The sequence below is a fragment of the Rhizobium laguerreae genome, from assembly GCF_019778565.1.
Taxonomy (GTDB): Bacteria; Pseudomonadota; Alphaproteobacteria; order Rhizobiales; family Rhizobiaceae; genus Rhizobium; species Rhizobium laguerreae.
In genome coordinates, this window is sequence record NZ_JAAXQT010000005.1 from 360,872 (window position 1) to 374,632 (window position 13,761).

The following is a 13,761-nucleotide window of genomic DNA, read 5'->3' on the forward strand; positions in this document are numbered from 1 at the left end:
TCCAGCAAAAGTGCGCGGCGGTTTGCGTCCGGAATTGCGCAAAAACAAGGCGCAGCGGGGCGACATTCTTCCAGAATGCCTGCAGGAAAAAGCCGCCGGGCCATATGGCCGCGGCGGCTTGGGAGTGGCTTGAAAGCAGCAATCAAGCCGTTGGCTGCTTGGTCTTCCTGAGATAGGGCAGAACCGTATCGAAGGAGCCGAAACGCGTGATCGCGTCTTCGTTGGAAACCGCGGCGGTGATGATAACGTCCTCGCCCTGGTTCCAGTTCGCCGGTGTGGCCACCTGGTGCTTGGCCGTCAGCTGGATGGAATCGATGGCGCGCAGGATCTCATTGAAATTGCGGCCCGTCGTCATCGGATAGGTCAGGATCAGCTTGATCTTCTTATCGGGACCGATGATGAAGACCGAACGCACCGTCGCATTGTCGGCAGGCGTGCGGCCTTCCGAGCTCTCGCCGGCGCCGGCCGGCAGCATGTCGTAGAGCTTGGCGACCTTGAGGTCCTTGTCACCGATCAGCGGATATTCGACGTCGAAGCCGGTGGCGGTCTTGATGTCGTTCTTCCACTTGGCATGGCTTTCCACAGGATCGACGGAGATGCCGATGATCTTGGCGCCACGCTTGGAAAATTCCCCGGCCAGGCCAGCCATGGCGCCGAGCTCGGTCGTGCAAACCGGCGTGAAATTCTTCGGATGCGAGAACAGGACGGCCCAGCCGTTGCCGATCCAATCGTGAAAGCTGATCGGTCCCTGTGTGGTGTCGGCGGTAAAATCGGGGGCAATGTCGTTGATGCGTAAGCTCATGGTCGGCCCTCCAAAGCCTTGTGTTAAATGTTGTTCATCCCAAATCGAGGCCATGGGATCCGTCCGCCGGAAGCGGTCGCAAGATTGCGGTCATCAGGATCGCGCCGGCTGAAGGTAAAAAACTTCCCATCCCAGGATTTTCAGTAAGTCATATACCACGATCACCGAAGGCATGCTCTTTCGATTTCCGGCCTGCTTCGGCATTATTTTTCCGGCAAGTGCGCGCGATGAAGAGACCGATGGCTTTTCCATCGGTCCCCGTTCAAAGCTGCAGGAGAACCGCCCGCCGCTTGCTCAGGCGGCCTGGATCGATTTGATCCTGTCGATGCCGCCGACAATAGGCGCGAAATCGTCCCACACACCCTTTGCGCCCTTCTGCCATTCGTCGAAGGCTTCCGGCTTCAAGAGCTTTCCGCCGTTGGCAAGTGCGGTCTCGACGGATTTGGATTCGTCGTCGACGATCAGCTGGTTGAAATAGGCAGCCCCCTCGCTGGAAGCCTGCTGGAACACCGCCTTCTGCTCGTCGCTGAGGCCGGCCCAGAAGGTCGAGGCATAATAGACGACGCCGGATGCCCAGATGTGCCCGGTCTCGGTCATATCGGGCACGACCTCATAGAGCTTGAAGCCGGCATAGGCCGACTTGGTCAGATCCATCGCGTCGGCGACGCCGGTTGCGAGCGCATTATAGGTCTCGGTGATCGGAATGCCGATCGGCGTCGTGCCGAATGCGCTCCAGAGCTTGGTGTGCAGCGGGCTCTGGATGACGCGAATGCGCTTGCCCTTGAGCTGCTCCGGCCGCGTCACCGGTTCCTTGGTCAGGAGATGGCGGGCGCCGTAGTTGATGAAATCACCGACGACGAAATTCTGCGCCTGCAGTTTCTGTTTGAGATCGGCGCCGACATCGCCGGCGACGGTCCTGCGGACATGGTCGGCATCGCGGAAGAGGAAGGGCAGATCGAGGATCTGCAGTTCCGGCGCCCATCCGGAGAGCGACGAGACCGTGGAAAGACTGGCCTGGATGGAGCCGAGGCGCACGCCTTCGGCCACTTCCTTCTCGCCGCCGAGCGCGCCGTTCCTGACGATATTGAACTTGAACTGGCCGGGAAGCTTCGCTTCGACCAATTCGCCGATCTTCACCCAGATCTTCGTTTCCGGCTTGTCGTCGCCGAGCAGCGAGGCGATCGTGATCGTCGTCGTGCGGGCGGCGGCGGTGCGGACGATGGCGGGCGCTGCAAGCGCCGTTCCAGCGAGAGCTGCGGTCTTCAGGAAATTGCGTCGGTTGAAATTGTCCATGGGGTTGTCCTGTTTACGAGAAGATGATGGCCCAGGCGCAGAGGATTGCGAGCGAGACCAGGAGAGCGAGGAGATAGGGAACCACCGCCCGAAAGAGCTCTGAGGCGGGAATGCGCGTGACGCCGCTGACGACGAAGATCAGCATGCCGAGCGGCGGTGTCAGTCCATGGATCATCAGGTTGACGACGATGATCACCCCGAACTGAATGGGATCGATGCCGGCGGCGACCGCTGCCGGCAGCAGGATCGGGCCGAAGAGCAGGATCGCAGCGCCGATATCCAGAACGAGGCCGATCACCAGCAGGATGACGTTCGACAGCAGGATGACCGCAAGCGCGCTGCCGCCGAGCGCCGTCGTCAGGTGCGAGATCAGTCCGGACACGTCGTCGACCGCCAGCAAAAAGGCAAAGGGGCCGGCCGTGCCGATCAGAAGGCCGATTGCCGCCGCTTCGACTGCTGCCTGGCGAAAGGCGGCATAGAGCGAGAGAACGCCGAGGCGCGCGCCGATGCCGAGCAGCAGCGTGTAGAAAGCAGCAAGAGCGGCGGCTTCCGTGGTCGTGACGATGCCGATGCGGATGCCGACGACGACGATGACGCCGAGTCCGAAGGCCGGGATTGCCTGGACCGCCGATTGCCAGCGCTGCCTCGCGTTTGCGCGTGGCAACGGCACCTGTTCGCTGACCGTCAGATGGATTGCGACCGCCAGGCATATGGCCATCAACCCGCCGGCAAAGAAGCCGCCGACGAGCAGCGAGCCGACGGAGAGATTGGTCGCGGTCGCAAGGATGAGAAATGCGATCGACGGCGGGATGACATTGTCGAGAACCGATGTCGAGGCGATGATTGCCGCTGCCTGCGCCGGAGGGTAGCCGTGTTTGACCAGCTCGGGCTGGAAGGTCGAGGCGCCGAAGGCGGCATTTGCGACCGACGAACCGGAGGCGCCGGAAAAGAGGACGCTGGTCAACAGCGTCGTCTGCGCCAGCCCGGCCCGGCGATGACCGACCATGGCGGCGGCGAAACGCACGAGCTGGTTGGCGACGCCGGAGACAGTGAGAAGACCGCCGGCGAGCAGGAAGAAGGGAATGGCGAGCAGCAGGAATTTCGAGATGCCGGTGACGGTCGCGGAGACGATGGCCGGCTCCGGCAGGCTGCTGCCGAAGGCGATGACGACATAGGCCGCGGCAAGAAAGGCGTGCGGCAGCGGCGCAGCAAGCAAGAGACCGACCGCGGCGATCAGTCCGAGAAAAATGCTCGGCGGCCAGTCGAGATCGAGCGCGACATGCTGAATGCCGGCATAGAGCACGACACCGACGGCAAGCGAGAGCAAAACCGGCAGGATCCTGCCTTCGGCGATGCGCTGCAGAAGCAGCACGACGAGGATCAGCGCGCCACTGGTGCCGAGGAAGCCGAAGCGGATCCATTCCGGCACGCCGAGCGTCGGCGAGACGCCGCCAAGCATCGTCATGATCTCTCTGCCGCCGAAGCTCAGGACCAGTGCCGAAAGCACGGTGAAGACATCGGCGCCGATGGCCGTCACCTTCTGCAGGCTTTCGGGCAGCATCTTGACGAAGACGTCGAAGCGCATGGCAAGCGCGCTGTTGAGGCTGAGCGGCGCGCCGAGCGCGATCAGGCCCACATGCAGCCAGATACCGAGATCCTCGGCGCCGATGAAGCCGGCGTTGAAGAAATAACGTAGGCAGACTGTGGCGAGCACCATGAAGAGCAGCACCGCGAGAACGACTGCCGCGGCAATGCCGAGAACCGCTTCGACCACCCTCAAGGCGCGCGCGGCAGGCCCGTCATCCAGAGCAGTCCGTTCGATCGGATGAAATTCGCTGGTGGCCACAAAACGTACCTTCTGACTTCCCTGGTGACATCGAGCCGCGGCAGCTCCTTTTCGCCGAAACGATAGGTTTCCTCAAGCAGCGGATGCTGGATAACATGAAAGTATCGACAACGGCCGATCAGGCCGGCTTCTGGCGGCCATAGAGCAGGAGCATGCCGATGATGACGGCGCCGTAGATGAGCTGGCGGCCGGCCTCCTCGATCTGCATCACCGAGAGGATGGATTGCAGCAGCGTGATCAGGATGACGCCCGCCACCGTTCCGAGGTAGGAACCCTTGCCGCCGAGCACATGCGTGCCACCGAGAACGACGGCCGCGATCGACGGCAGCAGATAGGCGTCGCCCATGGACTGCGATGCCTTCGACGCATAACCTGCCAACAGAACGCCGCCGAGCGCGCTCAACCCTCCTGAGATGACGAAGGCCAGAAGCGTGATCCGGCGCGTGTCGATACCGGACATGTAAGCGGCGCGCTCGCGGTTTCCGATGGCGTAAAGGGATCGGCCGAAGGTCGTGCGCGTCAACATGAAGACCGCAGCCAAGCCGACGCAGAGCCAGACGAGAACGCCGTTCGGAAGTCCCGGAATGGTGTAGCCGGTGGCCAGGAACCGCATGGCCGGCGTGGCCGAATCCTGCGGGGAGAAGCCGCCGGTGTAGACGACCATCAGCCCTTGCGCGACGGCATTGGTCGCCAGCGTGATGATCATCGAGGGAATGCGGAGATAGGCGACCGCCAGGCCGTTGACGAGACCGATCGCAGCGCCGCAGAAAATGCCGAAGGGGATCGCCAGAACCGAGCCGGTCGTACCGTAAGCGGTCGCGGCGCAGGCCATCATCGCACCTGTCGTCACGACCCATGGCACCGAAAGGTCGATCTGGCCGAGCAGGATGACCGCCATCATGCCGGTGGCGATGACGCCGAGGAACGAGGCCACCTTCAGCTGCTGCAGCAGATAATCCGGCGACAGGAAATTCGGCGAATAGATCGATCCGGCGAACAGAAGCAGGATGATGCAGCCGAAGGCGGTTGCGACCGCCGGATCGATACCGCGCAGGCGTGTGGGCACTCGAAGCTGCCGCATGAGGGACGCTTCCTCGCTCATTGAAACCACTCCAGCCGATTGCGGACCCTGGCAAGCCCGATGCAGCCGATACTGATCGCCAGCATCAACACCACGCCCTGGAACAGCGGCTGCCAAAGCGGATCGAAATCGAAGACGAAGAGCAGGTCGCCGATCGTGCGAAAGGCCAGGGCTCCGAAGACAGCGCCGACGGCGCTTCCCTTGCCCCCCGCAAGGGAAACGCCGCCGAGCACCACCGCCGCGATCGAATAGAGCGTGTAGGCGTTGCCGCTCGCAAACGCCGCTTCGCCGGTATAGGAGAAAAAGGTGAGATAGAGCCCGCCGATCGCCGAAAGTAGTCCCGCCAATGCATAGGCGGTGAATTTCGCCCGCTTGACCGGCATTGCCGACATATAGGCGGCGTTCTCGGCCGAACCCACCGCATAGGCCGCCCTGCCGATCGCCGAGCGGCTGAACGGAACCCAGATGACGAGAATGATGGCGAGGAGAACCACGAGGCTTGCCGGAACGATCCCAAAGAGCTTCGAGGTGAAGGCATCGGCCAAATCCTCGTTGACCGAGCCGCCGGGCGTCGGTCGCAGCAACAGCGCCAGCCCATAGAAGATCGCGCTGGTCGCGATCGTCGCCACGATCGGCTGCAGCCGGCCGAAGATGATGATGAGCCCGTTCAGCATGCCGCAGCCCAGCCCGGCGAGCAGCACCACGACGATGCCAGTTCCCGTCTGCAGCGGCGTGCCGACGACCAGCCAGGAGGCGAGGCAATTGCAGAGGACCAGAACCATGCCGGCCGAGAGATCGATGCCGGCGGTGATGACGACCAGGCATTGCGCCATGGCGACGAAGGCAAGCAGCGTCGCCTTGTTCGAAGCCGTCTGCACGACGTTGGGCGTGAAGCCCGCCGGGTGGTTCGAGACGTAGAGGGCGAACATGGCGACGAAGAGGAGTGCGGCAAACAGCGTTCCCTTCTGCTGCGCATACCAGAACCGCCGGTCGCCGGAAGCATGCTTGTTCATGGGGCAATCCTTTGCGCTGCGTGGTCGCCGGCGATGTTGAGAGCGGCGCCGATCAGCTCGTGCTCGTTGATCTCGGCGCCTTCGAGCTCGCGGATGATGCTGCCGTCATACATGACGAGCACGCGGTCGCAGCAGCCGATCAGTTCGTCGTAGTCTGTCGAATAGAAGATGATCGCCGCTCCCGCATCGGCAAGCTTGCGCAGCAACAGATAGATTTCCTGCTTGGTGCCGACATCGATGCCGCGTGTCGGATCGTTGAGCAGGATGATGCGCGGCCGGTTCATCAGCCATTTGGCGATAACCACCTTCTGCTGGTTGCCGCCGGACAAGGCGGCGACGGGCATGTCGATCGTCGCGGCCTTGATCGCCAACAGCTTGAACAGGTCGTCGATCTCGCGACGCTCGGCCGCCCGGTCGATGACGCCGTTGCGCGAGACGCGGTCGAGGGCTGCAATCGACAGGTTCTCGCGCACGGTCATCGGCAGCATCAGCCCTTCGGTCTTCCGATCCTCGGGGATCAGCGCCATGGATATGCCGCCGGACTTGGCATCACGGGGACTTTTCAGCGTCACCGGCCTGCCGTCGATTACGACTTCACCCTTCACATCGCGCAGCACGCCGAAGAGGGCCAGCAGCAATTCGCGCTGTCCCTGCCCGTCCAGGCCGCCGACGCCGATGATCTCGCCGGGCTTGATATCGAAGGTGATGCCAGAAAGCCTATCGCCCCAGGAAAGGTCGCGGCAGGAAAGGACCGGCTTTACCTCTCCCCGATGCGCCGGTTTCGGCGGAAAGACATTGCTGTATTCGCGGCCAATCATCAGCTCCACCACCTGCTGGTCGGTCTTCGTGCCGGCCGGATAGGATTCGATGCTGCGGCCGTTGCGGAAGACCGTGCACTCATCCGCCAGCTGGGCGATCTCGTGCATGCGGTGGGAGATGTAGATTAGCGCCATTCTCTCGGCGCGCAGGCGCTTCAGCACGGCGAAGACCTTTTCGACATCCGACTGCGTCAGCGCCGAGGTCGCCTCGTCGAGGATCATCAGCCGCGGCTTGCGGGCAAGCGCCTTGGCGATCTCGACCATTTGCCGTCGGGACAGAGGGAGGTCCTTGACCAAGGCGGACGGATGAATGTCGGAGGCGCCGGCGCGCGCCAACGCTTCCTCGGCGATCCGCCGCTGCCTGCGCCGGTCTATCATGCCGAATTTCAGCGGTGGATTGCTGATGACGATGTTGTCGGCGACCGAGAGGTCGGGGATCAGCGAAAGCTCCTGGAAAACGCAGACGATGCCCGCCGCATTGGCGGCGGCCGGCGAGGCAAAGGCGATCTCCTTACCGTCGAGCAGCATGCGTCCTTCATCAGGCACCACGACGCCCGCCATGATCTTGATCAGCGTTGATTTGCCGGCGCCGTTCTCGCCGAGGACGGCATGGATCGCGCCCGGCCGGATGGCGATATCGGCATCCCTAAGCGCGACGGCACCGCCATAGCGTTTCGATATGCCTTCCATGCGGAAAAGCGGTTCGGGCAAGGTCATGCATCCAGCCTCCATTCGGTCTATCACCTTCGAGATTGCGGGTGCGAACACCCGCAATCAGATCCGGAGGACGGCTGCTATTGGTTCTCTTTGGACTGCCCCATGATTTCCTGAGCGCTGAAATTAATGCCGCAGGTGGGGAAGGAATTGCCGACGAAGAAGTTGTCGGACTGGGTGGGATAATAATCCTCGCCTTCCTTGAAATCAGGATCCGAAACAACCGCGGTCGGCAGCTTGACGGCCTGCGGCACGACCTGACCCTCAAGGGCTGCAATCGCCGTCTTGATGGCGACGGCGACCTGGGCCGGGCCGGTGCCGGCGGACGAGCACTTCAGGCCGTCGGCGGCATGGGCAGCGCAGAATTTGCGGAAGCCATTTTCCGTCTCACCGCCGAAGGGCACGAAGGGATGTTTGGCATCGATCATCGCCTGAACGACGCCGGTATCGCCGCCCTGGGCAGTGATGCCGTCGAACGGGCCGTTGGTGGCGATCGCGTCAGCGGTTGCCTTCTGTGCAACGCCGTCATCCCATTTTCCGACGACCTCGGTTACCGTGAACTTCTTGCCCGAAGCGTCCAGGGTTTCGTGGATGCCGTTGTGGCGATCCGTATCGACCGAGGTGCCGGCGACGCCACGCACTTCCAGCACCTTGCCGCCGTTCGGCAGATGCTTCACCAGCCAGTCGGCCCAGAGGACGCCGAGCCCCTTCTGGTCGACGTTGACATTGATAGCGTCCTTGGTGTCCAGGATATTGTCGAAAGCGACGAGGACGACCCCGGCCTCTTTGGCGCGCTTGATCACCGGCCCGAAGGCGGTCGGGTTCTGCGCGTTGACGACGATGGCATCATAACCGGCATCGATGAAGTTGTTGATGGCGGAAATCTGCGCCGGCACATCCTCGCCTGTGGAAACGACCTTGAACTCCTTCAGCTTGGCCGCGACATCGGGCTGGGCGGCGTAGGCCTTGGCCGTCTGCACCATCTGGATACGCCAGGTGTTGGCGATATAGCCGTTGGCGAGCGCGATGCGATAGGGGCCGTCCTTCTTCGGATATTGCAGGAACTGTGTGTCGGCTGCCCACGGCACCATGCAGCCGGGCTCGGCGGCCGGGCCGGACACGACCTTCGGTTCCGCGCTGGCCGCGCCGCAGAGCAGGGCAAGCGCGGATACGGAAAACGCGGCAATGCGAGCCAATTTGGCTTCTTTCACCTTAAGCATGAATGTTCTCCTCCTCAGGCGGACCGAGCCGCCTCTCCTATGCTTTGATTTGCATACTTGGTCCCGGAAGGCTCCACCCCGTCCCTTTCCGGTACAATTTTAGGTTAACATAGTTGACAGCGCTGTCAAATCGTATCTGCTAGCGCTGTCAACTACAGCAATGAGCAAATATTCTCTATTTTTAAAGAATATGAGAATCAATATTATGGGACGAATGGCGGGACTTGCATGCGGCGGATAACACTTGATGACGTGGCAAATCTTGCCGGCGTCAGCCCGATCACGGTTTCGAGGGTGCTGCGCAAGCCCGATGCGGTCTCGCCAGGCCTGCGGCTGCGCGTCGATGCCGCCGTCAAGGAACTCGGCTACGTGCCGAATATTGCCGCGAGCCGCCTCGCCTCCTCGCGCACGCATGCGATCGGCGTCATCGTTCCGACCCTCTACAACGTTATCTTCGCGGAATATCTGTTTGCGCTTCACGAGGTGCTGGTCGCCGCCGGCTTCCAGGTGATCGTCGTCAACAGCCGCTATTCCGAGATCGAGGAGGAAAACGCCATCAAGGCATTACTCGGGCAAAGGGTGGAGGCGATCATCATCGCCGGCACTCATCACACGCCGCTCTCGCGTCAGCTTCTCGCCCAGGCTCGTCTGCCCGTTGTCGAGACCTTCGAGCTTTCTCCAAACCCGATCGACCTTAACATCGGCATGTCGCAGGAGCATGCCGGGCAGACGGCGACGCAGCACCTGATCGAACGGGGTTTCCGCCGGATCGCCTTCCTGACCGGCAATCTCGACCACCGCGCCCAGTCGCGTTTCGACGGCTACCGGCTGGCGATGCAGGAGGCGGAGCTGCCGAATCTGGAGATCATCGCCGAGAGGCCACGCCATAGCTACGTGGCACTCGGCTCCGACCTCTTCGCCATGACGCATGAACGTGGCGACGTGCCCGAGGCGATCTTCTGCACTGACGACAATCTGGCGCTCGGGGCCATGCAGGAATGCCGCAAACGCGGCATCCGTGTGCCCGATGACATCTCGATCATCGGATTTCACGACCTGGAATTCGCCGCCTGCGCCGCACCCTCCCTCTCCTCGATCGCGACCCGGCGTTTCGAAACCGGAAAACTCGCGGCCGAAAGGGTGCTTGCCGCGTTGAATTCCTCCGTGGTATCGAGGGCCGAGCAGATCGACCTCGGCTTTGCCTTGATTCCGCGCGAAAGCACGGCAACCTGATCATATATTATGCATACTTAGTTTTTGCACACTTTTCAGGCTGGCGCGCTTGCCAAATTTGCTGCACTGCGTCATGAATATAGCCATGACGCATCTCGATCTGACAATTCTGGTGATCGACGAAAATGCCATTCGCGCCTCCATCATCGAAGAAGGCCTGCGCGAGGCAGGGCATACGCGCGTCACCGTCGTGCATGAGGTCAACGGCATCGCGCGAATCATCGAAACGCTGATGCCCGATGTGATCATCATCGATATCGAAAATCCCAACCGCGACATGATGGAGCATCTGTTCCAGCTGACGCGCACCGTCAGCCGCCCGATCGCCATGTTCGTCGACCGGTCCGACACGGCCTCGATCGAGGCTGCAGTCGATGCCGGCGTTTCGGCCTATATCGTCGACGGATTGAAGAAGGAACGCGTCAAACCGATCCTCGACATGGCTGTCAGCCGCTTCAATGCCTTCAACCGGCTACGGCGGGAGCTTGCCGATGCCCGCTCCGCGCTTGAGGAACGCAAGCTGGTCGAGCGCGCCAAGGGCATATTGATGAAGATGCGCGGCCTGTCGGAGGAAGAGGCTTTCGCCCTGCTGCGCCAGACAGCGATGAACGAAAAGAAGAAGATGTCGGAAATCGCCCAGAGCGTCGTCACTGCCGCGGGGCTGTTGATGTAATGGCCGAGCTGATGAATTTCCGGAGGAAACCGGAGTGGATATGATGACAACGACCTCCAATTCCGGCGGCGAGCTGCCCTCGCCCGTGCGGGTGAACAACGAAGGACCGAAAGTGCTGCGGGCCGGTTTCATTCCGCTCGTCGATGCATCGGTGCTGATTGTGGCGGCAGAATTTGGCTTCGCGCGGAAGGAAGGCCTGACGCTCGATCTCGTCAAGGACGTCTCCTGGGCGAATGTGCGCGACCGCCTGGCATTCCGCCAGTTCGACATTGCCCATATGCTGTCGCCGATGCCCGTCGCCTCCATGCTCGGTCTCGGCTCCAATCCCTCACCGACGATCACGCCGTTTTCGCTGGGGCGCGGCGGCAACGCGATCACGCTGTCGACGCGGCTCTTCGACAGGATGCGGAATGACGTGGGATTGCCGGAAACGGCAAGCGCGCTCGACAATGCCCGCGCCTTGGCAAAAACATTGGCGGTAATGAAGTCCCGCGGCGAGCCGCTGCCGACTTTCGGGGTCACCTACCCCTTCTCTTCGCATAATTACGAATTCCGCTACTGGCTGGCAGCTGGCGGCATCGATCCCGACAGGGATGTCAAGCTCATCGTCGTGCCGCCGCCCATGACTTCGGATGCGCTGGCAGCCGGTGCGATCGACGGTTTCTGCGTCGGCGCGCCGTGGAACATGGTTGCTTCAGAGCGCGGCGTCGGCCGCATCGTCGCCGCCAAACAGGATATCTGGCCGTCGGCACCGGAAAAGGTGATCGGTATGCGGCCGGACTGGGCGGAAAGCCATCCGGAAACCGTTTCCAGGCTGATCGTGGCGCTCGATGCGGCAGCCCAGTGGTGCGACCGGCCGGAAAATCACGACGCGCTGGCGGCGGCTCTTGCCGACCCGCGCTATATCGCTGCCCCCGTCGAAATCATTCGCCGTGTGCTCGCCGGCGAATTCAGCCTCGACGCAAAGGGTAACCGCCGCATCATCGCCGATTATTTCATGTTCCATTCCGGCTTCGCCAATTATCCCCGGCCAAGCCAGGCGCTGTGGATCTACAGCCAGATGATCCGCTGGGGACAGGCCGAGATCAGCCTTAACATGGCAAGGGCCGCAGCATCCGCCTACCGCCCGGATCTCTATCGCGCTGCTCTCGGTGACGACAACGCACCCGAAGATGCCGATATCCGGATCGAAGGCAGTGCCGAGGGCGACCGTTTCATGGACGGCCACGTCTTCGACCCGGCGAGGCTGCCGGACTATGTCGCAGGTTTTGCAGTCAAAAGCGCCCTCGCCTTCGTTTGCGACGACGAGGTCTAACCGATGCCGGCCTGCACAAAACACCAGCAAGCATCTGCCCGCCTCATGTCAAGCGCACAAAATATTTGCATCAGCGGGTGGCGGCCCGAAAAACAAGCAGGCGGCACGTTTCATAAATGTCTTTTGCATTCAGTGACTTGAACGCAGGCAGCCAAACTGGCACGCAGTTTGCATCGTCTTTAATAGCACCGGTCAATGACGATCAGCGCAGAATGAGCGCGCGGTAGACGCTCACGGTAGACACAGAGATTGCTCTTCAGATTGAAGAGGTAGGTTTTAGCTTGAGCAATCTGGCCAACGGATTGCCTTCAGGCAAATGGGCCAGAAGGCCTAAGAATTCGGCGTCCAACGGCGGGCGCCACCAGCAAAGCCGCTGATCAGGATATTTCGCGCACCTCGTGTATGCGCGTCCTGACCAGCGGCTTTTTTGTTTTAACCCTCAGCGATGGATTGGCACGACCTTGTCGGCCTCGGAGAAGTTATGTCTGTCATCGAGAAATCACAGCCCATGTCCGCCGGCGAACCAGCCAAGGCATTGTGGATCTCCACTGTAGCCTTCACCCTCTGTTTTGCGGTCTGGACGATCTTCGCGATCATCGGCATTCGCATCAAGCAGGATCTCGGCCTGAACGAGGCCGAGTTCGGATTGCTGGTCGGCACCCCCGTGCTCACCGGTTCGCTTGTGCGCATCGTTCTTGGCATCTGGACGGGGCGTTACGGCGGCCGTCTCGTTTACACCCTCACCATGCTGGCCGCCGCATTGGCGACCTTTCTGCTCTCTTACGCCCAGACCTATACGCAGATGTTGATCGCCGGCCTCGGCGTCGGCCTCGCTGGCGGCTCCTTTGCAGTCGGCGTCGCCTATGTCTCGCCTTTTTTCCCGGCGGAGAAGCAGGGAACCGCACTCGGCATCTTCGGTGCCGGCAATGTCGGCGCGGCCGTAACCAAATTCGCAGCCCCCTTCGTGCTGATCGCATGGGGCTGGCAGGCGGTTGCGGAGATCTGGGCCGTCGGACTGGCGCTGATGGCAATCGTCTTCTGGTTCACCACGACCGATGATCCGGCCTTCCGTCTCCGCCGCGAACGCCGCGTTGCCACCAAGAGTTTCGTCGAGGAATTCGCGCCGCTTCAGAACGTTCAGGTCTGGCGCTTCTCGCTCTACTATTTCTTCGCCTTCGGCGGCTTCGTCGCCCTGTCGCTGTGGCTGCCGCGCTACCTGGTCGGCGTCTACGGCTTCAACCTGGAGACGGCCGGGATGATCGCCGCGGCCTACTCCATCCCGGGCAGCATCTTCCGCGCCTTCGGCGGCGTGCTGTCGGATAAGAAGGGTGCGCGCAGCGTGATGTATACGATGTTTGCCGTTTCGGCCGTCGCCACCCTCATCCTCTCGCTGCCGGCCGCCGACGCGTCCGGGACGGGTCCGGCGTTTGGTATCACCCCCTTCATCTTCATCGTCGTCATCTTCGTGCTCGGCTTCTTCATGAGCCTCGGCAAGGCTGCGGTCTACAAGCACATCCCGGCCTACTACCCCGACAACGTCGGCGCCGTCGGCGGCGTCGTCGGGATGATGGGCGGCCTTGGCGGGTTCATCCTTCCGATTGCCTTTGGCCTCCTCAAGGACATGACCGGCCTTTGGTCCAGCTGTTTCCTGCTGCTCTTTGCGATCGTCGTGATCTCTCTCATCTGGATGCACCTGTCCGTAAAGCAACTGTCGCGCCAAGGGCACTCGGCGCCCGTGGCTGCAACCTGATCT

General features: G+C 61.8%; 11 protein-coding genes and 1 pseudogene. 4 read left to right on the forward strand and 8 right to left on the reverse strand.

Annotation, left to right across the window (positions count from 1 at the left end):
* Window positions 1–142 precede the first annotated feature (142 nt).
* The 8 genes and pseudogenes from HFO71_RS18250 to HFO71_RS18280 form a co-directional block, all read right to left on the reverse strand.
* Window positions 143–802 carry a peroxiredoxin gene (locus HFO71_RS18250; protein WP_017964008.1) on the reverse strand — a complete coding sequence of 220 codons (660 nt, stop codon included), beginning with the start codon at window positions 800–802 and terminating at the stop codon, window positions 143–145.
* Between the two features lie 294 nt (window positions 803–1,096).
* The gene (locus HFO71_RS18255; RefSeq protein ID WP_077981203.1) at window positions 1,097–2,095 is read right to left on the reverse strand and encodes a TRAP transporter substrate-binding protein; all 999 of its coding nucleotides are present in this window, start codon (window positions 2,093–2,095) and stop codon (window positions 1,097–1,099) included.
* 13 nt (window positions 2,096–2,108) lie between these two features.
* Window positions 2,109–3,941, reverse strand: coding sequence for a TRAP transporter large permease (locus HFO71_RS18260; protein WP_077981204.1), 1,833 nt, complete (start codon window positions 3,939–3,941; stop codon window positions 2,109–2,111).
* Window positions 3,872–4,056, reverse strand: a pseudogene (locus HFO71_RS36450) (hypothetical protein); the annotation flags it as partial. The gene HFO71_RS18260 and the pseudogene HFO71_RS36450, both read right to left, overlap by 70 nt.
* 3 nt (window positions 4,057–4,059) lie before the next feature.
* Window positions 4,060–5,043, reverse strand: a complete 984-nt coding sequence (locus HFO71_RS18265; RefSeq protein WP_020485987.1) for an ABC transporter permease — start codon at window positions 5,041–5,043, stop codon at window positions 4,060–4,062.
* Window positions 5,040–6,035, reverse strand: coding sequence for an ABC transporter permease (locus tag HFO71_RS18270; RefSeq protein ID WP_077981205.1), 996 nt, complete (start codon window positions 6,033–6,035; stop codon window positions 5,040–5,042). The genes HFO71_RS18265 and HFO71_RS18270 overlap by 4 nt, the downstream gene beginning before the upstream one ends.
* The gene (locus HFO71_RS18275) at window positions 6,032–7,570 is read right to left on the reverse strand and encodes a sugar ABC transporter ATP-binding protein (RefSeq protein WP_168258299.1); all 1,539 of its coding nucleotides are present in this window, start codon (window positions 7,568–7,570) and stop codon (window positions 6,032–6,034) included. Before HFO71_RS18275 ends, HFO71_RS18270 begins: the two co-directional genes overlap by 4 nt.
* A gap of 77 nt (window positions 7,571–7,647) precedes the next feature.
* Window positions 7,648–8,787, reverse strand: a complete 1,140-nt coding sequence (locus HFO71_RS18280) for a sugar ABC transporter substrate-binding protein (RefSeq protein WP_094086164.1) — start codon at window positions 8,785–8,787, stop codon at window positions 7,648–7,650.
* Window positions 8,788–9,015: 228 nt separating this feature from the next.
* On the opposite strand from HFO71_RS18280, the gene HFO71_RS18285 reads away from it, so the two are divergent.
* From HFO71_RS18285 to HFO71_RS18300, 4 genes are all read left to right on the forward strand, one after another.
* Window positions 9,016–10,020, forward strand: a complete 1,005-nt coding sequence (locus tag HFO71_RS18285) for a LacI family DNA-binding transcriptional regulator (protein ID WP_168258298.1) — start codon at window positions 9,016–9,018, stop codon at window positions 10,018–10,020.
* A gap of 85 nt (window positions 10,021–10,105) precedes the next feature.
* Window positions 10,106–10,693, forward strand: coding sequence for an ANTAR domain-containing response regulator (locus tag HFO71_RS18290; RefSeq protein WP_072638704.1), 588 nt, complete (start codon window positions 10,106–10,108; stop codon window positions 10,691–10,693).
* A gap of 34 nt (window positions 10,694–10,727) precedes the next feature.
* Window positions 10,728–12,008: a CmpA/NrtA family ABC transporter substrate-binding protein gene (locus HFO71_RS18295; protein ID WP_170269140.1), complete on the forward strand. Its 1,281-nt coding sequence runs from the start codon at window positions 10,728–10,730 to the stop codon at window positions 12,006–12,008.
* Window positions 12,009–12,489: 481 nt separating this feature from the next.
* On the forward strand, window positions 12,490–13,758 hold the full coding sequence (locus tag HFO71_RS18300; RefSeq protein WP_077981208.1) for an MFS transporter: 1,269 nt from the start codon (window positions 12,490–12,492) through the stop codon (window positions 13,756–13,758).
* Window positions 13,759–13,761: the final 3 nt, after the last annotated feature.

Excerpts from the sequence above, each read along its gene's own strand:
- HFO71_RS18250 (WP_017964008.1), bottom strand. The coding sequence starts at position 802 with ATGAGCTTACGCATCAACGACATTGCCCCCGATTTTACCGCCGACACC.
- HFO71_RS18255 (WP_077981203.1), bottom strand. The coding sequence starts at position 2,095 with ATGGACAATTTCAACCGACGCAATTTCCTGAAGACCGCAGCTCTCGCT.
- HFO71_RS18300 (WP_077981208.1), top strand. The coding sequence starts at position 12,490 with ATGTCTGTCATCGAGAAATCACAGCCCATGTCCGCCGGCGAACCAGCC.
- HFO71_RS18275 (WP_168258299.1), bottom strand. The coding sequence starts at position 7,570 with ATGACCTTGCCCGAACCGCTTTTCCGCATGGAAGGCATATCGAAACGC.
- HFO71_RS18265 (WP_020485987.1), bottom strand. The coding sequence starts at position 5,043 with ATGAGCGAGGAAGCGTCCCTCATGCGGCAGCTTCGAGTGCCCACACGC.
- HFO71_RS18280 (WP_094086164.1), bottom strand. The coding sequence starts at position 8,787 with ATGCTTAAGGTGAAAGAAGCCAAATTGGCTCGCATTGCCGCGTTTTCC.
- HFO71_RS18285 (WP_168258298.1), top strand. The coding sequence starts at position 9,016 with ATGCGGCGGATAACACTTGATGACGTGGCAAATCTTGCCGGCGTCAGC.
- HFO71_RS18270 (WP_077981205.1), bottom strand. The coding sequence starts at position 6,035 with ATGAACAAGCATGCTTCCGGCGACCGGCGGTTCTGGTATGCGCAGCAG.
- HFO71_RS18290 (WP_072638704.1), top strand. The coding sequence starts at position 10,106 with ATGACGCATCTCGATCTGACAATTCTGGTGATCGACGAAAATGCCATT.